The organism is Clostridium sp. YIM B02506 (assembly GCF_022324845.1).
Classification (GTDB): Bacteria; Bacillota; Clostridia; order Clostridiales; family Clostridiaceae; genus Clostridium_T; species Clostridium_T intestinale.
Genome location: NZ_JAKGTG010000010.1, coordinates 55,333 through 77,698, shown reverse-complemented (window position 1 = coordinate 77,698; position 22,366 = coordinate 55,333). Strand labels below are relative to the sequence as shown.

Below are 22,366 nucleotides of genomic sequence, written 5' to 3'. Positions count from 1 at the left end.
GGTAAAATTATACTTGTGATAAGGAGGGTATTATCGTGATTAATGATGAACTATTAAACAAGAAGATAATGCTTGTTGATGATGAAAGAGAGCTATTACACCTACTAAAGGAAGTTTTTATAAAGGAAGGCTTTAGATATATATACGAAGCTGAAAATGGAATTGATGCAATATTAATGTGTAAGGAAAAAAATCCTGACATAATAATTTTAGATGTAAACCTACCAGACATAGATGGATATATGGTTTGTGACAAAATTAGAACTTTCTCAAACTGTCCAATAATTTTCTTAACTGCAAAAGGGGAAGATGAAGAGAAAATAAAGGGTCTTGAAGCAGGGGGAGATGATTACGTAACTAAACCATTTAATATTAAGGAAGTGGTTTTGAGAGTTAAATCTCAGCTTAAAAGAGACAATATTGGTAAGGAAATAAAAAGCAGAATATATACATTTGGCTCAATTATTATAAATGAAGAAACAGGCGAAGTTAAAAATGGAGATGAGAATATAAGTTTAACAGCAAAAGAGTATTTATTATTATTATTTTTAGCTAAAAATATGAACAAGGTTTTTAGTAAAGCCTCATTATGTGAGGAAGTTTGGGGTTATGAGTATGATGGTTATGATAATACCATTATGGTTCATATAAGACACTTAAGAGAAAAACTTGAGAAAGATCCAAGTAACCCCAAGCACATAAAAACATTAAAAGGAATTGGTTATAAGTTGGTGAACTGATATGAAGATAAAATTAACAGCAAAAATATTGATATCTATGATTTTAGTTTTTCAAATAACCTTTCTTATTTATGGACTTTTAAATTTATTGATATACAAAACTGATATAAGTTTTGGAGAGAAGATATATAGCGTATCATTTTCAACTTCAGATTTTATAGAGCCTTTTATAGAAGATCTAGAGAGTAGAAATGAGTTTAGTTTAAATGATGAAAATATAAAAAGACTAAAAGAAAACAATGTTTGGATTCAAGTTCTAGATAAGGGGAATAATGAGGTTTTTAAAGAAAATAAGCCTGATAATATTCCTACTAGTTATGCGACTTCAGAATTAATTAATTTCATACAAAATCCTTGGGAAAGTATAGCTCCAACTACCGTTTCTACAAAAGAATTGATAAAAGGGAATGAGAAATACACTTTATTAGTAGGTTTTCCAATAAATAAGGTTTTTAAGTATTCTTTAACTTTTACTGAAGAAAGTTTTAGATATCATTTGAGTATGATAGTTTTTGGCTTTGTTTTGGTTGGAATTGTAGCATATATTTTTAGTAGAAATCTAGTGAAACCAATGGTATCAGTAATTAAGGATATAGAAGATTTAAAAGATGGTATATATAAGCCTAAAAAAAATAAAAAGGGCATTTACGAAGAAGTAAGTGAAAATATAAACAATTTATCAGTTATCTTAAAGGAAAATGAAATGCATAGAAAGGAAGTTGACGAGGCAAAAGAAGAGTGGATTGCAAACATAAGCCATGATTTAAAAACTCCATTAAGTTCAATAAAGGGATATGCGGAACTTCTACAAGGAGAAGAATATGATATAAATCTTGATGATGCAAAAAGATATACACTTATAATTCTAGCTAATACAAATCATATTCAGGAGCTAGTTAATGATTTATCTTTAATATATAAACTTAAAAATAAGGTAATTTCTATAAGTTTTAGCTATGAGAATTTAGTGACAATACTCCAGGAATGTATAATAGACTTACTTAATAACAGTAATTATAGTGAACGAGAAGTGAACTTTAATTTTGATGATGAAAATATAATAATAAACTGTGATAAAAAATATATAAAAAGAGCTATAACCAACCTGTTAGTTAATGCTTTGGAGCACAATACAGAGGATACGGTTATTGATGTATCAGTGTTTAAAAAAGATAGCTTTATAAATATAATTATAGAAGACAATGGACAGGGTATAGGAGAAGAGGATTTAAAAAATATATTTAACAGATATTACAGAGGAGTTAATTCAAGTTCCAAATCAAAAGAATCTGGATTAGGCATGGCCATATCTAAAGAAATAATAAATTGGCATAAGGGTGATATACAAGTTCAGAGTGAAATTGGAAAAGGAACTAAAGTAGAGATTTTCTTTGAGGAAATTAAAGAAAACCATGTGAAGTAAAACTTTATAAAAGTAGATTTAAAAGAGGAAGATGATTCCTCTTTTTTGTATGTTAAAAATTAAAATTACCACTTAAATAGTGAGATAAATCCATTATTGCTTCTGGATAATCCAAATTTAGAGTAAAAAGATTCCTCAGAAGGTTTTGTTAACAAAACAGGACTTAAGTTATTTTCATCAAGAAGTTCCATCAAGTTTTTCATCAAGCTTGTACCAATTCCTTTACCTTGATAATCTTTGTGTACAAGCAACCTCAAAATATAAGCATGTTTTATACCATCAGAAAGCACTTGAACAAATCCAATAAGATTATTTAAATCATCTAGAACAGTGATCCATCCCCAAGATAAGTTTAGAGAATCTTCTAGTTTTTTAGGTGAACTTATTCCCCAACCAATAGTTTTCAATAAGTCATTTAATTCATTAATATCAATTTTAGCGTTTCTTTCAATAAGCATATTTTTATACAGTCCTCTCATAAGTGAAAATTAATTGTAAATAATATGATAATTATAACATTAAGTGCCAAATGGTGTATACATAAATTGAGGTATTTATATTTGGTTTAAAATATCCTTATTTAAAAAAATAAAGTGTATAAGAAATACTCGTAAATGATGATTAGAAATAAAAACTTAAACTCAAAATTTAGCAATAATTCTAAAGACTAACATAAATAAAATCTAAAAAAATCAATAAGAAGGGATTTTAAAATAATAATGTTATTAACATATATATAAAATAAGTTAAATCTATTATAATATAGTTATTTAAAAATAGATTTAACATGGAGGAACGATTTGTTTATATTAGAAAGTGAAAATTTATTGGATTATCTAAAACCAGATAAATACGTTGACTTTGATAATGAAGTTATTAAAAATAAAGCAAAAGAGCTATTTAAAGAAAGTTCAGATGATATTCAGAAAATAAGGACTGCCTTTGAGTATGTTAGGAATGAGATTTCTCATTCTTGGGATATTAAAAGCACAAGAGTTACAAGAGGCGCTTCAGAAGTTCTTAGATATAAAGAGGGTATTTGTTATGCAAAATCAATGTTACTAGCTGCACTACTAAGAAATGAAAACATTCCTGTAGGTTTTTGTTATCAAAGACTTACGCTTGGGGATACTCCAGAAACAGGTTATTGTATTCATGGATTAAATGCGGTTTTTATTTCAAGTTTAAATAAATGGATCAGGTTAGATGCACGTGGAAACAAAAATGGGGTTGATGCTCAGTTTCTAATAACAGAAGAAAAATTAGCATTTGAAATACGTAAAGAATTTGATGAGTTTGATTATATGACCATTTTTAGTACTCCAATTAAAATAGTTACAGATACATTGGAAAATAATATAGATTGCATGGAAATGGTTAAATACAATCTTCCTACAACATTATAATAGTATATTAATGTAAAAGGACTTATCTTAAAGAGATGGGTCTTTTTTAGTTTTAAGTGTGATTAAGTCACAGACTATATTTACCTATAGGCTTTAATATAAAAGTAAGATATTTAAGAATTTAAGATGTTTTATATAAAAACATTATAAATATAGGAGGAGTTCTGTATGAAAAAAGTAATAATTGTTGGTGGTGTAGCAGGCGGAGCTTCAGCTGCTACTAGATTAAGAAGATTAGATGAAAATTTAGAGATAATAATGTTTGAAAGAGGAGAATACGTAAGTTTTGCTAATTGCGGACTTCCGTACTATATTGGAGGAGAAATAAAGGAACGAGAAAAACTTTTGGTTCAAACACCTAAAAGTATAAATGATAGATTTAATGTTGATGTAAGAGTAAATTCTGATGTTGTGTCAATAGATACAGATAGAAAGGTAGTTAAAGTTAACTCCTTAGAAAAAGGAGAATATGAAGAAAGCTATGACTATTTAATATTATCACCTGGAGCAAAACCAATTAAACCACCTATTAAAGGAATAGATAGCCCTAAGATATACACTTTAAGAAACGTACCAGATACAGATAAAATTAAAAAAGTTGTTGATGAAAAAGGTATAAAAAGTGCTGTTATAATAGGTGGAGGTTTTATAGGAATTGAGATGGCTGAAAATCTTAAAGAAAGAGGATTAGATGTCACTTTAATAGAAGCTGCTCCACATATATTAGCACCTTTTGACTCTGAAATGGTAACTATTGCAGAAAAAGAGTTAAATGATAGAGGTGTATCATTAATTTTAAATAATGGAGTTGATAGTTTTAAAGATAATAATGATTTAATAGAAGTTCATTTAAAAGATGGAAGTTTTGTTGAATCTGACATAGTAATTTTGGCTATAGGTGTGGCTCCTGATACTTCATTTATTAGGAATACTAACATTGAATTAGGTGCAAGAGGTCATATTATAGTGGATGAGTATATGAGAACATCTGCATCTGATGTTTATGCTGTTGGTGATGCAATATTAGTTAAGGATTATGTGTCAGGGGAAGATGTCGCTATTCCTCTAGCTGGACCAGCTAATAGACAAGGAAGAATTGCAGCAGACAATATAGCTGGAAGAAAGGTAGCTTATAAAGGAACACAAGGAACATCTATATTAAAAATATTTGATTTAGTAGGAGCTTCAACAGGAAATAATGAAAGAACATTAAAAAGATTAGGAGTTGACTATAAAACAGCATATATACATCCTATGTCTCATGCAAGTTATTATCCTGGAGCAAAACAAATATCAATAAAATTAATATTTAATAAAGAAGGGAAAGTTTTAGGTGCTCAAGCTTTTGGATATGAAGGTGTTGATAAATTTATAGACGTAATAGCCTCAGTTATTAAACTCAATGGAACAGTTGAGGATTTAGTAGAATTAGAACTTGCATATGCGCCACCATTTTTATCGGCAAAATCCCCACAAAATATGGTAGGATTTGTAGCTGAGAATTATTTAAATGGAACTACAGATATAATTTCGGTGAATGAATTAAATGAATATAACAGCGAAAATAGTATATTATTAGATATTAGAGAAACTATTGAAGTCGAAAGTGGTTCTATAGAAGGATCTATAAATATTCCTTTAAATTCTCTTAGAAATAGAATGAATGAATTACCTAAAGACAAAGAAATAATTGTATATTGTGCTGTAGGACTAAGAGGACATATTGCATCTAGAATTCTAACTCAAAACGGATTTAAGGTTAAAAATTTATCTGGTGGATATAAGACATATATTCAATCAAAATATATTGCAAAGAAAATTACTAAAAAAAGTAGCCAAAATACTGATATTCAAAAAGAAGAAGTTGCTGTGGATATAAACTCAATAGAATTAGATGCATGCGGATTATGTTGTCCAGGTCCATTAATGCAGGTTAAAGCTAAAATTGATACCTTAAATACTGGAGATGTATTAAAGGTAAAAGCTTCAGATCCTGGTTTTTATGAAGATATTAAATCTTGGTGTAAAAATACAGGAAATGAATTAATGTCTTTAGATAAAAGCTGTGGAATAATCTACGCTGAAATAAAAAAAAAGTCTAAAAGTAATGTAGAAAATGTTGATATATTGGAGAGTTCAGTTAAACTTGATAACTCACAGACAATGGTAGTTTTTTCAGGTGATTTAGACAAAGCTATAGCTTCTTTTATTATAGCTAATGGTGCAGCTGCTATGGGTAAAAAGGTAACAATGTTTTTCACTTTCTGGGGCTTAAATATTTTAAGAAAAAATGAAAATATAAAAGTCAAAAAGAATATAATCGAAAAAGCATTTGGGTTTATGATGCCAAGAGGTTCTGAAAAGCTTAGCTTATCGAAAATGAATATGGGCGGCATTGGAGCTAAGATGATTAGAGGAATAATGCAAAAGAAAAATGTACAGTCACTAGAAGAGCTTATGAAAGCTGCTATGGATAATGGCGTGAATATAGTTGCATGTACAATGTCTATGGACATAATGGGAATAAAAGATGAAGAACTAATAGATGGAGTTAATTTTGGAGGAGTAGGTTATTACCTAGGCGAAGCTTCAGAATCAAATATCAATCTATTTATATAAGTAAACAAAGGCTTTGATAATTGATTTTATCAAAGCCTTTTGTCTATTTAAAGTTATTTTATATCTACAGTAACTTTTTTCATTTTTTGATCTGTTAGTGGTTTGTCGTTAGAATCTCTTTTTTCACTAACTATTTTGTCTACAGTATCCATACCATCAGTTACTTTACCAAAAGCAGCATATTTTCCATCAAGACTGTCAGTATCTTTAACCATAATAAAGAATTGAGAGCTTGCTGAATCAACTGCTTGAGATCTTGCCATAGAGAGAACACCTCTAGTATGCTTTAATTTATTTTCAAATCCATTATAGCTAAATTCTCCAGGAATAGTTTTTTCAGAACCGCCAGTTCCATTACCTTTAGGATCTCCCCCTTGAATCATAAATCCAGGAATTACTCTATGAAATATTAAACCATCATAAAAACCACTCTGAATTAAATCTACAAAATTATCAACGGTTTGAGGTGCTATATTAGGATATAGCTCAGCTGTTATTTTTGACCCATCTTCCATCTCAATAGTTACAATTGGTTTTTTACCTTCATATTTACTTTTATAATCAGCCATTGCCTTTGAAGATGTAGCGTTATCACTTGGTGTTTTTGTACAACCACTTAAAATAAGAATTAAGCTTGCACATGAAATAGCTAAAACTTTCTTTAGTAAACCTTTGCTTTTCATATTTTTATCCTCCAGAAAAAGTATAGGTGTATTGAAATATATTACCAAAAAATTAACATAAATTCAATGGGCTATTTATCTTTAAAGAGCCTTTAACATTTTAACTACAATGTTATTCTAAAGATTAATTTTTTAGAATAGTAATAACTAAAATAATATAAAAAAAGGTGATAATAAATGAGTGAAGTATTTAATAAAGCCTCAAAGAAGGAAACTTTTGTTACTTTATTCCCGGAAACAGACAATTCACATTTAACTAAAGATGTTGGAATGATAGCATATGTAATGGGAAAACACTATAATTATGATTCTAAAATAGTAGCCTATAATAACGGTAGTTATCCATATCTTGAAAAAGAGTTATTGGGCTTTAATATAGAATTTCTTGAAAAAGTAAAAGGTGACCCAGAAGTAGATGGTATGTATTATTTAATAGATAATGCTGAGAAAATTGATGTTTTACATTTATTTCATTTAAACGCTAGAAGCTTAAATTGGATAAAGTTATTTAAAAAGTTGAATCCACAAGGAAAGGTTTATCTGAAGTTAGATGCTAATATGTATATTACTTATGAAGAATTCTCTGATAGTAAAATTGATATTCTGAAAAAATGCTCATTAATTACAGTTGAAACAAAATATCTCTATGATTTTTTAAAAAGAGATTTGGAAGTTAAGGTTGAATATATTCCTAATGGGTTTTATGACTTTTTTGAAACTAAAAAAGTTAACTATGAAGAAAAAGAAAATTTTATTATTACTGTTGGAAGAATCGGATTATATTTAAAAGCTAATGAAATTTTAATGGAAGCTTTTAAGTTAGCTGAAGATAAAATTAAGAATTGGAAACTTAAAATTATTGGACCTGTACTTAATACATTTAATCCATATATAGATCAATTTTTTCTAGATAATCCGACTTTAAAAGACAGGATCATATTCACTGGAGAAATAGTTAGTAAAAAAGAACTTGAAGAAGAGTATAGAAAGGCTAAAATATTCTGTTTAACTTCACGAAGTGAAAGCTTTGGAATAGTCTATGTTGAAGCAGCTAAAAATGGATGTTTTTTATTGTCATCTAATGTTCTTCCTGCTTTAGATGTTACAGATAATAGGAAATATGGTGATATATTTGGAGTTGATCAAATAGAGGAATTATCAAAGTTAATAGTTAAATATGCTCAGGATGAAGAACGTTTAAAGAATAACTGCGAAGAAATTCAAAAATTTGCTTATAGTAATTTTAATTGGATTGATATTTGTAACAAAATTTATAATTATATTAATGATGAAAATTATTCGATAATTAATGAAAATTGTACGAATAAAGAGTTTAAAGAAGTACGTAGAATTATTGAATCAGGAGCTAGTAAAAACAACATAAATGATAGGGGTTTTATAGATAGATTAAAGTATAATCCTGAAGCTTTAAAAATGTCCTTTTGGGAAAATCATTTTGAACTTTCTTATTTTGATAAATATCCAGAGATAAGTGGTAAAATATTAGATTTTGGATGTGGTTCTGGAAATCTAGATATATATTTAGCTAGAAAAGGTATGTTTATTCATGGAATTGATTTAAGTGAGATTGGAATTAATATAGCAAATTATTATAAACATAAAGAAGTTGATGAAGTAAAAAAAAGACTATGTTTCACTCTAAATGATATAACTAAAGATGTGCCAAAAGATTTGTATGATTCTGCTTGGTCAATCAATGTGTTTGAACATATTTTATATCCAGGTCCAATATTTGAGGGATTAAGAAAATGGATAAAACCAGGAGGATATATACTTATTTCAGTGCCATTAGGTTATGCCTATAATGATTCAAATCATGTGCATCATTTTATGAATAATGATGAATTGAAGGTTCATCTTGAAAAATACATTGATGTTATAAAAGTTGATAGTGATTTAAACAACAAAGTAATAAGAGCATTATGTAGATTTTAATGCAGTAAATATAAAATATAGTGTGTGTTCTACGGAGTCCTATGCATATATTGGTAGTAGAAAAATATAGTCGAAACTATATAGCAAAGGATGATTAGTATGAAATTAACAAGAGATTTGTCATTTGATGGGGAAATAGTAACACCTAATGACAAAGAATATGAAGAAGATAGACAAGTATGGAATAGAGCCATACAAAAATACCCAATAGCTATATTGTATTGTACAAGCAAAGAAGATGTTAAAAGTGCTCTTGAATTTTGCATTATAAAAAACTATGATTTTAGAATACACTCTGGTGGACACAATTATGAAGGATATTCTGTTGGCAATAAACTTATAGTAATTGATGTAAGTACAATGAAAAAGATAAAAATAGATGAAGTTAAAAATATAGTTACAATTGAACCCGGAGTTTTAAATAGTGAGTTATATGACTATGTAGGTAAAAGAGGATATCCTTTCCCAGGTGGTACTTGCCCAACTGTTGGGGTAGCTGCATATACTTTAGGTGGAGGTTGGGGACTTTCGTCTAGATTATTTGGACTAGGTATAGATAGTGTAGTTGAGTTTAAGATGGTAGATTATAGAGGCAAAATACTCACTGCAAATAGAGAATGTAATAAAGACTTATTTTGGGCATTAAGGGGAGCTGGCGGAGGAAATTTCGGTATATTAACTTCCTTAACTTTTAATTTGCCACCTAAATTTAATATGGTAACTCTATTTACCATATATTATCCAAGCACAACTTCCTTAGAACAAGCCAATATTATGGAGACGATGCAAGATTTATATGAAAACCTAGATAGAAGGGCAAACATGAGAGCCAGTTTCTATAATTCAGAAGAAGAAGGAGTGGCAGCTTATTTTATAGGTTTATTTTATGGAGAGATTGATGAGCTTAAGGAAATTTTAAAACCACTACTAGAATTGCCAAAGGCTCAGCCTAATTTTCAATATACAACTTTTTTAAATGCTATAAAAGAAGTTGAAGCTGGATATCCAGATAGTGAAAAATTTAAATCAGCAGGTAGATTTCAAGATAGAGTATATTCAAAAGATCAACTTCTGAAATTATCATCGCTAATTCAAGAAAAGCCTAAAGGCTCAGTGTATGCAGCGGTAACATTTTATGGCTTAGGTGGAGCAGTTAAAGATAAAGGTAAAGATGAAACAGCATTTTATTACAGAGATTCAAATCTTATAATTGGAATACAGTCAGTCTGGGAAGATTCTATATATGCAGAAGTAAATAAAAGATGGGTAGCAAACAGGCTAAACTATTTAAAAACTATAACCGAAGGATCTTTCATTAATTTTCAATATAGTCCTCTTAAGAATTACGAAAAAGAATACTATGGTGGAAATACTTGTAGATTGAATTTTATAAATGAAAAATATAATCCTCTAAATATATTTAACTATCCGCAATCAATAAAATAATCTTAAAGATAACAATAAGACGTACCAAATTAAACGGTGCGTCTTATCTTTTTATTTTACATTTAGTTTTGCTTTGATTTCTTCAAATGGGAAGTTATTACCAGGGCATTCTGTTTGCCGTACATCTTTATGCCTCTTTAAATCCGTAATATTGTATTTGTTCATTAAGTATCTTGACAATGCTATAAGACTAGTCATTTGCTGAGGAGTTACATACTCTTCATTAAAATTACCTTCAGATGCAATTCCAAAAGCTCTAGCATTTACTCCAGGGGCATGAGAACCTACTGCATTTTCAGGTCTACCTCTATATATAGTACCATCTTTTCTTATATAAAAGTGATAACCTATACCACTCCAGCCTCTTTGTTTATGAATTTCATCTATTTTTTGAGGTGTCATATTGTTATCCACTGTATGATGATACACTATCATGTTAGGATTAAAATTGTAACTTAAAGGGGTTGCCCAAGTATAATTTACCTCAACAATTTTAGGAGTTTTAATCACGTCACTACGACTAAACTTGTTTCTAAGCTTTCTCCTAATTCTTCTTAATAAATTTTTCATAACTATCTCCATATTAGTTCTATAGTTTAATTATATGTACCAACTTTTATAGTGATACTATAATGCTAGAGATTTGGATAAATAATATATGAAAGTTAAATAATAATTTACCAGGAGTAACATAATTTTGAGAATATATTGTATAATTAAATAGAGAATTAAGTTCAATTTCTTTAATTTTAGTTTAGGTGCTGAAGATGATATGGTTGCTTTAGTAAGGGATAGCATAGCTAAAATATAAGTAAAAAAATTTACAACTTCGATACAAGTTACACATTTAATGATACAACAACATCATACAATTTATATGAAGAGATTGTATTTGTTAGAAGGAGGTTTAACTTGAGGAAAAATAATATTAATAAACGAAGAAAGAAAATAGGGATATTTATTTGTAGTTTGATTATTATATTGGGAGCATTTATAACCTACAAATACTCTGAAGAAAAAACTACACAAAAAAATGAAATACTACAAGCATCTATAGACAATGAAGCAGATAACAGTAGTGATAATTCAGAGCAAAAAGAGAATGATGAGGATAATAAGGATGATGATTCTGAGAATAAAAATAATATAAATATGGATGAAAATAGTTTTGATGCAGGGCAAATTCAAGATTTTTTAGTTAAAAACATAAAAATTCAAGATGGAAAAAAGATTGCATATTTGACATTTGATGATGGTCCATCAACTACTGTTACTCCAAAGATTTTAAAGATTCTAAAGGATAATAATATAAAAGCTACCTTTTTTATTGTAGGTGATAAATTAGAAGAAAATCCTGAAACAAAAAATATACTTTTAGATATATATAAACAAGGACATGCTATAGCAAATCACACATATACACATAACTATTCTAAACTTTATCCCCAAGGGAAAATAGATGCTAATACATTTATGGGAGAGTTAGAGCAAACGAATTATGCAATAAAGAAGGTATTAGGAGATAAGTTTAATACTAGAGTAGTGAGATTTCCAGGTGGACATGCTTCTTGGGGCGGAAGAGAAGAGATTGATAATAAACTTGAGGAAAAAAAATATAAGTACATAGACTGGAATGCATTAATAGGAGATGCTGAAGGTAGCCGAAAAACAAAAGAACAGCTTTTAAATAGGTATCATGAAACTTTTGTTGGACAAGAAAAACTTGTTCTACTAATGCATGATACATATAGTAAAGAAAGTACAGCAGAAGCACTTCAAGATATAATTACTGACCTAAAGAACAAAGGATATGAATTTAAAACCTTAAAATAATTATGTTGATTTTCTAAAACTATTGATGCTATAATATAAAAAAATGAAAGTTGAGGTGAAAAAATGATTAATTTTTCTTGCTAATTTTTAAAGTACGTTAAAATAAGAAATTTAACAGAGAAGTCTGTTTGTTTTTGTTGTACTTATTTGCAAGAAAGTTATTATTTTTTCTCTTAGATATATACTGTTATTTTATGCTACCATAGAGTAGTTTAATTGAGTGTATTTATGAGCTGTAAGAATAATATTTCTTGCAGCTCTTATTTTATTCTTTAGATTAGGAGGTGATTTAAATATGAAAGATACTATTGTAACACATGATATGCTCCATATAAAGTCAGATAGGAAATATCAAGTTTATATGGAGCAATAACGAGGTCGGCATAAGTTCTGACTTTGTTATTTGCACTATTTAATTACAAAGGAGGACGAAGTATGTCTTTAATAAATGTTACAAATCTTACCTTTAGCTATGAGGGAAGTTACGATAATATTTTTGAAAATGTTAATTTTCAAATTGATACAGATTGGAATTTAGGTTTTACAGGCAGGAATGGCCGTGGAAAAACAACCTTTATGAATCTTTTACTCGGAAAATATGAGTATAGAGGAGTTATTTCTTCTAGCGTTAATTTCGAGTATTTTCCATATGAAGTTAAGGAAAAAGAAAATTTTACTATAGATGTCATAAAAGAAATCAGCCCAAATTCAATGGATTGGGAAATAGAAAAAGAACTATCGCTATTAGAAGTGGACTTTGACGTTTTATATAGACCGTTTTTCACACTATCAAATGGTGAACAAACAAAAGTATTACTTGCTGGGATGTTTTTGAAAGAAAATTCATTTCTACTTATTGATGAACCAACAAATCATTTAGATTCAGAAGCTAGAAAAAAGCTAAGTAAATATCTAAATAGAAAAAAAGGTTTCATTTTGATTTCACACGATAGAGCTTTTTTAGATAATTGTGTTGATCATATTTTGGCTATTAATAAAACTAATATTGAAATTCAAAAAGGAAATTTTACTTCCTGGTGGGAAAATAAAAAGCTACAAGATGGATTTGAGTTAGCAGAAAATGAAAAGCTAAAGAAGGATATAAGCAGACTTTCAAAAGCAGCAAAACGTACATCATCATGGTCAGATAATGTTGAAAGCAGTAAGTTTGGAAGCACTAATTCTGGAAGTAAAGTAGATAGAGGATATATTGGGCACAAGGCAGCCAAGATGATGAAACGTGCTAAAAATATAGAATCTAGACAACAAAATATGATAGAAGAAAAGTCAAAACTACTTAAAAATATTGAATCTAATGAAAGTTTGAAAATATCGCAACTTAGCTTTCATGATAATAAAGTAGTTGAACTTATAGACATTTCAATTAAATATAATGATAAAAGTGTTTGTGAAGGAATAAGCTTTAGTATAGAACAAGGTGAAAGAACAGCTATTCAAGGTAAAAATGGTAGTGGGAAATCCAGTATATTAAAATTAATTAATGGCGAAAATAGTTCTCATACTGGGGTAATACGAAAAAACAATCAATTAATCATTTCATATGTATCGCAAGATACATCAACTTTAGTTGGAAATTTGTCTGAGTATGCCTACGAAAATAGCATTGATGAGAGTTTATTCAAATCTATTCTTAGAAAATTTGATTTTTCAAGAGAGCAGTTTGAAAAGAAAATAGAAGATTTTAGTGGTGGGCAAAAGAAAAAGGTATTGATTGCAAGAAGTTTATGTGAAAAAGCACATTTATATATTTGGGATGAACCTCTAAACTTTATAGATGTAATTTCGCGTATGCAGATTGAAGAATTATTACTTGAATATAAGCCAACAATTCTTTTTGTGGAACACGATATTGCTTTTTGTGAAAATGTAGCAACTAAAATAATAAAATTATAATTTATAAAAGGTTAATGTTTATAAAAACTATTTAATCTTTTGGAAAAAGTCTCTAATTAAAAAATGATAACTCATAATAAACTTTATCACTTTTGATAGCAGTTTGTTATGAGTTATTTTTATAACGAAGCTCTTAGCATTTAAATCAATAATTTCATGAAGCTCGCCTAAAAAGTACAATATACTTTTATTTAATATGTTCAAAGATACAATACGTTCCTATCATTTTCAAGATAAGCAGTTGTTTTTGTCGAAAAGGTATCCAAAGAAGTTTCTTACCACATATGGTTTTGTTCTAAAGAAATGTTGATGAAATAAAACACATGGTTAAAAATTTGAAATAAAGTAAATAATTAAGATAAAACTTAATGTTGGAGATGAAAAATATGAATCAGGAACTACTAAAGCTCATAGACAAAATGAGAGAGATTTTTAACTATAATTCCGCTCAAGATGAAATCAATAATGAAAGATTAAAGGCTTCTAAAAAGAATATTAGTTTTAGTCCAAAGAAAGAATGTAGGTATTGCTGCAGTAATCATATAAATAAAAACGGACGAGCTAAAAATGGTATTCAAAGATATATATGCAAAGATTGTAAAAGAACATTTTCTGATGTTACGGGCCTTCCCATAAGTTATACTAAAAAGCCAATTGATATGTGGCTAAAGTATATGATTTGCATAAAATCTGGAGCAACATTAAGAGAAATTGCTAAAATTTTAGACATCAACCTTTCAACTAGCTTTCAATGGAGGCACAAAATATTAAGTGTGATAGGAACTCAAATAATGAAAGATAAGCTCGCTGGTGATATAGAAATAGGAGAGATAAAATTAGAGGAGAGTTTCAAAGGTAGTCGTGGTTTAATAAAAAGTAAAAGAAGTAAAATTACAATTTTAAATTGTAAAGACACATCTGACAAGAAATATATGAAGCCAATAACTAAGGAAAGTATAAATAAGGAGATATTAAAAAAACACATAATACCTATATTAAGTGATGAATATAATTCCTTAGCACCACCTAGAAATTTTACTTATTATTTTTTCTTTATAGAAAATAATTTAAAGATAAGTTTAGCTGAAAGAAACGTTGATAGATTTAAAAAGATACTTAAGGTGAATTCAGTTGCTACCAATCGTTTAGTAAATGAAAGAGGTAGAGCCTTTAAGCTGTTTCTTAAGAATTTTCATAATGTTGCTAGTAAATATTTAAGTTTTTATATAAATTGGTTTGTGGTTTTCATGATTGAAGATAACTTAGCCTTTAGTTTGTTTAAGAGATTTATTTTAGGAGAAAAACAGTTAAGGGTAGAAGATTTTAGAGGAGTGAAGTATACAGGGAATATTCACAGGGACAAGAGGAGAGATGAAGAAAAGGTTCTTAGGGTAGTTTTTGGGTAAAGTTCAAACAAATGAAGGCATGTCCTTAGCTTTAGAATTAAAAATCAACACTTCCTTCAAACAAAATCATATGTGATCAAGAGGGAAGGTTAGTAAGAAAGCGGAAAAATTCGACATAATTAAATCCGAAAAGTTTTTACTAATACGTATATCAAATGAATTTATAAATTTAGGCTCATCATTAACTACCTTTTAGACTTGTAAAGGAAATTAATTTATGATAAAATCAGAGTAATTCATAGGTGATGGAGTTCACCTTAATCGCAATTTAGCTAATGACTCCTACAGGTCCTTGTATAAGTGTACCTGTAGGAGTTTTTTATATTTTACTAAAAAATTGGAGGAGAAAAAATGGCAACAAGTTTAGCAATTATAATTTTACTAGGGATACTAGCAAATACTCTTTTTACGAAATTAAAGATGCCTGGATTATTAGGAATGCTCATCTTAGGAGTAATTTTAGGCCCTTACGGCTTTAATTTACTACAACAAGATATTCTAAATGCATCAGCAGATTTTCGTAAAATTGCACTAATAATTATACTTCTTAGAGCAGGATTTGGCGTAGGTGTAGAAGATTTAAAAAAGGTTGGAAAAACGGCAATAAAAATGAGTTGTATACCTGGACTTATTGAAGGATTTTTTATAGCTTTTGCATCAACTAAGTTTTTAGGATTTTCATTTATTCAAGGAGGTTTATTAGGGTTTATTATTGCAGCAGTATCACCAGCTGTAGTGGTTCCACAGATGCTTAATTTCATTGAAAATAAAATTGGAACAAAAAAAGGAATTCCAACATTAATATTAGCAGGTGCATCAATTGACGATGTGTTTGCTATAACCATATTTACAACCTTTTTAGGTTTATATAGCGGAAGCCACGTAAATATAGGTGTAAAGTTATTAGGAATTCCAGTTTCAATAGTTTTAGGAATTGCTGCTGGAGCCAGTATTGGATTTATCATGGTGTGGGCATTTAGAAAATATCATATTAGAGATACAAAGAAGTTATTACTTATAGTTGGAACAGCTATAATGCTTACTACTTTAGAAAATTTACTTAAAAATAAGGTCGAGATAGCTGGACTTTTAGGTGTTATGACTATCGGATTCATAATTATAGAGAAAATGCCGAAGGTAGGTAAAAGATTATCAGCAAAATTAGATAAAGTTTGGGTATTTGCCGAAATACTTCTTTTTATATTAGTGGGAGCCCAAGTTAATATAAACGTAGCGGTTAATGCAGGAGCTATGGGGATAGTAGTAATATTTATAGGATTAATAGGAAGAAGCATTGGAGTAGTAATTTCGGTTTTAGGAACTGATTTTAATTGGAAGGAAAGAATTTTTTGTGTGATTTCTTATATTCCAAAGGCAACAGTTCAAGCTGCAATGGGTGCAATACCATTATCTATGGGAGTTCAATCAGGAGATGTAATTTTAGCAATAGCAGTACTATCAATAATAATTACAGCCCCACTTGGAGCAATTGCCATAAGTACATCATCAAGAAGTCTTTTAGATGTAGAAGAGGATAAAATAAAAGTAGCATAGATATTTAAAGGAGGAATCTCTTAACAGATAAGAGGGGCCTCTTTTTAATAATTACAGATATAAGTATATACTTTACGAATGAAATTTTCATATTTAGAAAACTATAGTCATTTGTAAAGGTTTATAATACTCAATAAGACAAATAAAACTGTTAAAGGATGGTGTATTATGAGTTTTCCAAAGAATTTTTTATGGGGTGGAGCTACAGCTGCAAACCAATATGAAGGTGGATATAAAGAAGGTGGGAAGGGTTTAAATACAAGTGATGTGTTGACTGAAGGCAGTCACACTGTACCAAGAAAAATAACATGGCGTAATCCAAAGACAGGTGAAACTGGATATTTAGAAATGAGTTTTTTAAAGCCAATGGTATTTCCTGAAGGGGTAGAGCCTACAATTCTTGATGAATATTATTATCCAAGTCATGAGGCTACTGACTTTTATCATCATTATAAAGAGGACATAGCTTTATTTGCGGAAATGGGTTTTAAATGTTTTAGACTATCATTAAATTGGGCACGTATTTACCCAAATGGTGATGATGCTGAGCCTAATGAAGAGGGGCTAAAATTCTATGAAAATGTTTTTGACGAATGTAAAAAATATGGAATAGAGCCACTAGTGACTATTTCACATTATGAAACACCATTAAATCTTTCAATAAAATATGGTGGATGGCTTGACCGTAGAGTAGTTGATTTTTATGAAACTCTATGTAGAACTGTTTTCACAAGATATAAAGGAAAAGTTAAGTACTGGATGACTTTTAATGAAATTAACATAATGGGAATGATGCCGTTTATGGCTGGTGGAGTTATGAAGTTTGATGAACAAAGTAAAGCTCAGGCTGTTCATCATCAATTTTTAGCAAGTGCTAGAGTAGTTAAAGCTGCTAAAGAAATTGATCCAAACATGATGGTTGGACTTATGATTGCATATGGTTCTAATTATGCTGAAACTTGCAATCCATTAGATCAATTAGAAGCAATGAAAAATATCCAAAAAACACATTTCTATACAGATGTGCAAGCTAGAGGATATTATCCAGAATATAAACTTAAGGAATATGAAAGACTTGGTGTAAAAGTTGAAATGGAACCTGGAGATTTAGATGAACTAAAAGAAGGAACTGTTTCATTTATAGGTTTCTCATGTTATTCATCTCATGTTAGTACGTCTAAAAAAGATGTAGAATCTGAAGGTGGAAACTTCTCAATGGGAGCAAAAAATCCATATTTAAAATCAAGTGACTGGGGTTGGTCTATTGATCCAACAGGGTTAAGAATAGCTTTAAATACTTTATATGAGCGTTATCATTTGCCACTTTGGATAGTTGAAAATGGATTAGGTGCTGTAGATAAGGTAGAAGAAGATGGAAGTATCCATGATGACTATAGAATAGATTATCTTCGTGAACATGTAAAAGCAATGAAAGAAGCTATAGAACTTGATGGTGTAGACTTAATGGGTTACACTCCATGGGGATGTATTGACTTAGTAAGTGCTGGTACTGGTGAAATGAAGAAGCGTTATGGTATGATTTATGTTGATCGTGATGATAAAGGAAATGGAACTTACAATAGAAGTAGAAAAGATTCTTTCTTCTGGTATAAAAAATGTATTGAATCAAATGGAGAGGAATTATAAAAAAATAGTGATTGCAATAGGAGGCAGATTAACGTCTCCTATTTTTTTGTGGACTTTTATTAACTAATTTCAGGAGATAGTTGTTGACGGAATATATTCCAACGGAATATAATTTTAATATAAGGAAGTAGAAAAACGGAGAAGGTGAATTAATGATAACCTTACAAAATGCAATTAAAATATATATTCCAATGACCGAAACAATGTATTATATTCTTCTTTCATTAGTTGAAGAGAAACATGGATATGGAATAATGCAGCATGTTGAGGAAATTACAAACAAAAGATTAACTTTGGGTGCAGGAACGATTTACAAAAGCATCTCAAGACTAGAAATAGATGGGCTAATTAAAGCAGTAAAAGTTGAAGATAGAAGAAAGATTTACAAAACAACTGAATTAGGAAGAGAAATATTGGAGATGGAAGTAAAGAGACTCAATGAATTAAATCGCAATGGAATACTTTTATTAGAAAGGAGTAAATGATGGATAAATTATTCAAGAAAAGAAAAATAAATATATTAAATTTTGTTGAGTATGAACTATGGTTAGAAGACCTTCAATTAAAAGGCTGGAAGCTATCAGAAATAAAAAATAAAACTCACATATTTACAAAAGATATTTCTAAAAAGGTTAGATATTGTTTAGATTATTGTGAAGATTACGTTGATCGTCCTAGTAAATATTATGAGAAAGTTTATTCTGACTTTGGCTGGGAGTTAGTTTATAGAAATAAAGATATTTTTTTATGGAAAATAGAATATGAGGAAGAAAGACCAAATGCATTCAATAATATAGAAGAAATTGAAAGACGTAATAAAGAATTTATAAAAGAATCAAAACCAATGTTAGTTGCATGTGTTTTATTGCTTATTATTACTACAGCTAATTATATGCCGAGATTTTTTGTAGAATATGATATTAAAAATATAATATTTATGTTTGCTTGGTATATGTTAGCAATAACAAAAGTAATTCCAATAATAAAGAACTATAAATATTATTTTAAAAACAAAGGTTTAATAGATAAAAAGCTATAATTATTTGGAGGAGAGCAAGGCGTTATTATTTTAAAATAAGATATAATATAAAAAAATGGAGAAAATAAATGAATTATATATCAATAGATTTTGAAACTGCGAATGAAAAAAGAAATAGTCCCTGTTCAATAGGAGTGGTTGTTGTAAAAAATGGTGAAATAGTGGAGAAGATTCATCATTTAATAAAACCAAAAGAAATGAGATTTATGCCTATAAATATTGGAATTCATGGGATAAGACCTTCAATGGTTATGAATGAACCTGAGTTTGATATAATATGGGATAAGATTGGACATCATTTTAGCAATAGTTTAGTGATTGCACATAATGCTTCTTTTGACATATCAGTTCTTAGAAATAGTGCCGAGCTTTATGATATAGAACTTCCAAGTTTTAAATACATCTGCACAATGAAACTTGCAAAAAACTTTTATAAAGGAATTGAAAACTCAAAATTAAATACAGTAAATGATTTTTTAGGATATAAATTTAAGCACCATGATGCTTTATATGACGCTTTAGCTTGTAGTAATATACTTAATAATATATCAGATGAATTGGATTGCAGAGACATTGATGAAATATCGAGATTGCTAGGAGTAACAATAGGAACTGTAGATAGAAATGAATATACGCCATCATCTACTAAAGGGAAGGTTATAAAGATATCTAATAGAATTTCTATTAAGAAAAAAGAAAGTGCACCAAAGAACTTAAATAAAGATGCTTTTAAAAATGAAGTTGTAGTTTTTACTGGCAAAATAAATTCTATGTCAAGAGATGAAGCTATGAAAATAGTTAAAAATCTAGGGGGAAGTTCATGTAGTTCTATAACTAAAAGTACAACTATCTTAGTTACAAATATGAAGGATATAGAATCTTTAACTAGAGACGAAATGAGTACTAAACTTAGAAGAGCTACTGATTTAAATAAATTTGGGCAGAGGATTAAGATAATCGACGAAGAAAAATTTTTAAGTATGTACAGATAGAAAGTTTTATTAAAAATATATCTATAGTAATGTTGAACTAAAAAATAATTCCCTAATGTATGTTTAATATTAAGATATAATGTACCACTACAATAGTAAAATTAAGCAAAAAAATACGGAATTAGGTGATTTAAATGATATATATATATAATTGCTATGGAGGAACTCATTCATCTGTTTTAGCAATTGCTTATCACTTAAAAATGCTAAATGAAAATCGAGAACCTACTAAAGAAGAAATATTGAAGTTACCTAACTTTAATAAATTAGATTATAAGGATCGTGGAGAACTTTTTTATCATGGAATTGATCAAGATGGAAACAAAGTTTATACTGTTGGTAGAGGAAATTCAAAAATTTTGATTCCAGGGTTGTATAATTTAACTTCTATGCTTCATATGCAAAAAGTATTGAATGAGAAAATCATATTTTCAAATACATCGTCAACTGTTCCATTAGCAATGACTTTTGGTGGATTGTTTTCAAGATTATTAAAAATTGATTCTGTAGGAGTACCATTGCTTGTAAAGGGAGCAAAGCAATCATATAAGAATATAATACAACTTGTAAATCACACAGTTAAGGTAGCTAAAGAATGTAAATCAGATGTTATTATTTTAGATAATAAAGAATTTAAGTAAATATAAATTTTAAGTATGTATTGATGTGAAATGTCAGTACATACTTTTTTATTTTTAACTTAATTAATCAATGAGAAGAAATAAATAGCAATAAAGTTTAATAAATAGCAATAAAAATATTTACAATTTAAACAAAGTACAATATAATAGGTGTAGAAAATAAATAATAAGGATGTGTATTTATGAAAGATAAAAATGTTAAGATGCAAACTGCATTTAAATCTAAAGAAGGTAAAAATGAAGTTTTGAAATATTATGAATCAATAATTAATGAATCTGGGGTTAGTCATGAAGAATTTTATATTGAAACAACTTATGGAAAGACTTTTATTATAGCTAATGGAGAAAAAGACTTACCACCACTTGTATTACTTCATGGAAGCGGTATGAATTCTGTTATGTGGATCAAAGAGATGGAGAAGTATTCAGAGAATTATAGAGTATATGCAATAGATATGCCTGGAGAGCCAGGAAAAAGTATTGAAACTCAATTGTCGTTTGTAGGAGATGATTTATCAAATTGGCTTAAGGATGTTTTTGAAGCTCTATCCATAGAAAAGTCAAGTATTGTTGGAATTTCATTAGGGGCATGGTTAGGGGTGAAATTTTCCATTAAATATCCACAAAAGGTAAATAAACTTGCTTTGCTTTGTCCAGCAGGAATAGGACCTCAAAAAAAGTCATTCATTTTTAAATCTTTATTCTATATGTTATTAGGAGAAAGAGGAATAGATAAATTGTACTATAGAATTAATGGGGGCAAACTTATACCGCAGGTAATGTTAAATTATCAAAAATTAATTGCGAAACACTTTAACTTTAGAAAGGAGACTATTCCTATATTTAGAGATGAAGAAATATTAAAACTAACAATGCCTGTTGCAGTATTTGTAGGTGGGAAAGATATTATGCTACATTCAGAAAAGACATCAAAACGTTTAAAATCATTGTTAGGACATGCTAAGGTAAATTTCTTTCCTAATGAAGGTCATTCTTTAATTAATCAAGGAGATGAAATAAGAAAATTTTTAAATGAAGATATATAACTCATAATAGTTTTGATTTAG

The 22,366-nt window shown here is 28.8% G+C and carries 19 protein-coding genes and 1 riboswitch; of the genes, 16 read left to right on the top strand and 3 right to left on the bottom strand.

Annotated features, from left to right (window positions below):
* Positions 1-35: 35 nt before the first annotated feature.
* Both L1S49_RS09915 and L1S49_RS09910 read left to right on the top strand, forming a co-directional pair.
* Positions 36-740 carry a response regulator transcription factor gene (locus tag L1S49_RS09915; RefSeq protein WP_238904026.1) on the top strand — a complete coding sequence of 235 codons (705 nt, stop codon included), beginning with the start codon at positions 36-38 and terminating at the stop codon, positions 738-740.
* A 1-nt stretch (position 741) separates the two neighbouring features.
* A complete protein-coding gene (locus L1S49_RS09910; RefSeq protein WP_238904024.1) occupies positions 742-2,163 on the top strand; it encodes a HAMP domain-containing sensor histidine kinase in 1,422 nt (473 codons plus the stop codon).
* A 65-nt stretch (positions 2,164-2,228) separates the two neighbouring features.
* Here L1S49_RS09910 and L1S49_RS09905 read toward each other — a convergent pair whose 3' ends face one another.
* Positions 2,229-2,621 (bottom strand): GNAT family N-acetyltransferase, encoded by a 393-nt coding sequence (locus L1S49_RS09905; protein ID WP_238904022.1) that lies wholly within the window; start codon positions 2,619-2,621, stop codon positions 2,229-2,231.
* A 342-nt stretch (positions 2,622-2,963) separates the two neighbouring features.
* On the opposite strand from L1S49_RS09905, the gene L1S49_RS09900 reads away from it, so the two are divergent.
* Both L1S49_RS09900 and L1S49_RS09895 read left to right on the top strand, forming a co-directional pair.
* Positions 2,964-3,569 carry a transglutaminase family protein gene (locus tag L1S49_RS09900; RefSeq protein ID WP_238904021.1) on the top strand — a complete coding sequence of 202 codons (606 nt, stop codon included), beginning with the start codon at positions 2,964-2,966 and terminating at the stop codon, positions 3,567-3,569.
* A gap of 168 nt (positions 3,570-3,737) precedes the next feature.
* The gene (locus L1S49_RS09895) at positions 3,738-6,188 is read left to right on the top strand and encodes a DsrE/DsrF/DrsH-like family protein (protein ID WP_238904020.1); all 2,451 of its coding nucleotides are present in this window, start codon (positions 3,738-3,740) and stop codon (positions 6,186-6,188) included.
* Positions 6,189-6,241: 53 nt separating this feature from the next.
* Here L1S49_RS09895 and L1S49_RS09890 read toward each other — a convergent pair whose 3' ends face one another.
* On the bottom strand, positions 6,242-6,757 hold the full coding sequence (locus tag L1S49_RS09890; protein WP_238904122.1) for a peptidylprolyl isomerase: 516 nt from the start codon (positions 6,755-6,757) through the stop codon (positions 6,242-6,244).
* A 291-nt stretch (positions 6,758-7,048) separates the two neighbouring features.
* Here L1S49_RS09890 and L1S49_RS09885 point away from each other — a divergent pair, with 291 nt between their 5' ends.
* Both L1S49_RS09885 and L1S49_RS09880 read left to right on the top strand, forming a co-directional pair.
* On the top strand, positions 7,049-8,827 hold the full coding sequence (locus L1S49_RS09885; protein ID WP_238904019.1) for a glycosyltransferase: 1,779 nt from the start codon (positions 7,049-7,051) through the stop codon (positions 8,825-8,827).
* Positions 8,828-8,926: 99 nt separating this feature from the next.
* On the top strand, positions 8,927-10,273 hold the full coding sequence (locus tag L1S49_RS09880; protein ID WP_238904018.1) for an FAD-binding oxidoreductase: 1,347 nt from the start codon (positions 8,927-8,929) through the stop codon (positions 10,271-10,273).
* Positions 10,274-10,324: 51 nt separating this feature from the next.
* On the opposite strand, the gene L1S49_RS09875 is transcribed toward L1S49_RS09880, so the two are convergent.
* Positions 10,325-10,843 carry a peptidoglycan recognition family protein gene (locus tag L1S49_RS09875; protein ID WP_021801766.1) on the bottom strand — a complete coding sequence of 173 codons (519 nt, stop codon included), beginning with the start codon at positions 10,841-10,843 and terminating at the stop codon, positions 10,325-10,327.
* Between the two features lie 342 nt (positions 10,844-11,185).
* Between L1S49_RS09875 and L1S49_RS09870 the strand changes: the two genes are divergently transcribed.
* The 10 genes from L1S49_RS09870 to L1S49_RS09825 all read left to right on the top strand — a co-directional run bounded on the left by L1S49_RS09870 (position 11,186) and on the right by L1S49_RS09825 (position 22,345).
* A complete protein-coding gene (locus L1S49_RS09870; protein WP_238904017.1) occupies positions 11,186-12,106 on the top strand; it encodes a polysaccharide deacetylase family protein in 921 nt (306 codons plus the stop codon).
* A 435-nt stretch (positions 12,107-12,541) separates the two neighbouring features.
* The gene (locus L1S49_RS09865; RefSeq protein ID WP_238904016.1) at positions 12,542-14,020 is read left to right on the top strand and encodes an Lsa family ABC-F type ribosomal protection protein; all 1,479 of its coding nucleotides are present in this window, start codon (positions 12,542-12,544) and stop codon (positions 14,018-14,020) included.
* Positions 14,021-14,406: 386 nt separating this feature from the next.
* Positions 14,407-15,426 carry a hypothetical protein gene (locus L1S49_RS09860; protein WP_238904015.1) on the top strand — a complete coding sequence of 340 codons (1,020 nt, stop codon included), beginning with the start codon at positions 14,407-14,409 and terminating at the stop codon, positions 15,424-15,426.
* Between the two features lie 232 nt (positions 15,427-15,658).
* A riboswitch (Fluoride riboswitch) is annotated at positions 15,659-15,718 on the top strand.
* Between the two features lie 59 nt (positions 15,719-15,777).
* Positions 15,778-16,980, top strand: coding sequence for a cation:proton antiporter (locus tag L1S49_RS09855; RefSeq protein ID WP_238904013.1), 1,203 nt, complete (start codon positions 15,778-15,780; stop codon positions 16,978-16,980).
* 168 nt (positions 16,981-17,148) lie between these two features.
* Positions 17,149-18,627, top strand: coding sequence for a family 1 glycosylhydrolase (locus L1S49_RS09850; RefSeq protein WP_238904011.1), 1,479 nt, complete (start codon positions 17,149-17,151; stop codon positions 18,625-18,627).
* A gap of 152 nt (positions 18,628-18,779) precedes the next feature.
* Complete coding sequence (locus L1S49_RS09845) at positions 18,780-19,112, top strand: helix-turn-helix transcriptional regulator (RefSeq protein ID WP_238904009.1); 333 nt, start codon at positions 18,780-18,782, stop codon at positions 19,110-19,112.
* Positions 19,112-19,666, top strand: coding sequence for a DUF2812 domain-containing protein (locus L1S49_RS09840; protein WP_238904008.1), 555 nt, complete (start codon positions 19,112-19,114; stop codon positions 19,664-19,666). Before L1S49_RS09845 ends, L1S49_RS09840 begins: the two co-directional genes overlap by 1 nt.
* 68 nt (positions 19,667-19,734) lie before the next feature.
* Positions 19,735-20,658 (top strand): exonuclease domain-containing protein, encoded by a 924-nt coding sequence (locus L1S49_RS09835; protein ID WP_238904006.1) that lies wholly within the window; start codon positions 19,735-19,737, stop codon positions 20,656-20,658.
* A gap of 134 nt (positions 20,659-20,792) precedes the next feature.
* The gene (locus L1S49_RS09830) at positions 20,793-21,299 is read left to right on the top strand and encodes a DUF3189 family protein (RefSeq protein WP_238904005.1); all 507 of its coding nucleotides are present in this window, start codon (positions 20,793-20,795) and stop codon (positions 21,297-21,299) included.
* Between the two features lie 182 nt (positions 21,300-21,481).
* Positions 21,482-22,345, top strand: coding sequence for an alpha/beta fold hydrolase (locus L1S49_RS09825; RefSeq protein WP_238904003.1), 864 nt, complete (start codon positions 21,482-21,484; stop codon positions 22,343-22,345).
* The last annotated feature ends 21 nt before the right edge of the window (positions 22,346-22,366 follow it).

Bases quoted from the DNA above. Each gene is read 5' to 3' on its own strand.
- L1S49_RS09885 (WP_238904019.1), top strand. From the start codon at position 7,049: ATGAGTGAAGTATTTAATAAAGCCTCAAAGAAGGAAACTTTTGTTACT.
- L1S49_RS09840 (WP_238904008.1), top strand. From the start codon at position 19,112: ATGGATAAATTATTCAAGAAAAGAAAAATAAATATATTAAATTTTGTT.
- L1S49_RS09890 (WP_238904122.1), bottom strand. From the start codon at position 6,757: ATGGCTGATTATAAAAGTAAATATGAAGGTAAAAAACCAATTGTAACT.
- L1S49_RS09845 (WP_238904009.1), top strand. From the start codon at position 18,780: ATGATAACCTTACAAAATGCAATTAAAATATATATTCCAATGACCGAA.
- L1S49_RS09875 (WP_021801766.1), bottom strand. From the start codon at position 10,843: ATGAAAAATTTATTAAGAAGAATTAGGAGAAAGCTTAGAAACAAGTTT.
- L1S49_RS09830 (WP_238904005.1), top strand. From the start codon at position 20,793: ATGATATATATATATAATTGCTATGGAGGAACTCATTCATCTGTTTTA.
- L1S49_RS09895 (WP_238904020.1), top strand. From the start codon at position 3,738: ATGAAAAAAGTAATAATTGTTGGTGGTGTAGCAGGCGGAGCTTCAGCT.
- L1S49_RS09880 (WP_238904018.1), top strand. From the start codon at position 8,927: ATGAAATTAACAAGAGATTTGTCATTTGATGGGGAAATAGTAACACCT.
- L1S49_RS09835 (WP_238904006.1), top strand. From the start codon at position 19,735: ATGAATTATATATCAATAGATTTTGAAACTGCGAATGAAAAAAGAAAT.
- L1S49_RS09865 (WP_238904016.1), top strand. From the start codon at position 12,542: ATGTCTTTAATAAATGTTACAAATCTTACCTTTAGCTATGAGGGAAGT.
- L1S49_RS09910 (WP_238904024.1), top strand. From the start codon at position 742: ATGAAGATAAAATTAACAGCAAAAATATTGATATCTATGATTTTAGTT.
- L1S49_RS09860 (WP_238904015.1), top strand. From the start codon at position 14,407: ATGAATCAGGAACTACTAAAGCTCATAGACAAAATGAGAGAGATTTTT.
- L1S49_RS09905 (WP_238904022.1), bottom strand. From the start codon at position 2,621: ATGCTTATTGAAAGAAACGCTAAAATTGATATTAATGAATTAAATGAC.
- L1S49_RS09825 (WP_238904003.1), top strand. From the start codon at position 21,482: ATGAAAGATAAAAATGTTAAGATGCAAACTGCATTTAAATCTAAAGAA.
- L1S49_RS09855 (WP_238904013.1), top strand. From the start codon at position 15,778: ATGGCAACAAGTTTAGCAATTATAATTTTACTAGGGATACTAGCAAAT.
- L1S49_RS09850 (WP_238904011.1), top strand. From the start codon at position 17,149: ATGAGTTTTCCAAAGAATTTTTTATGGGGTGGAGCTACAGCTGCAAAC.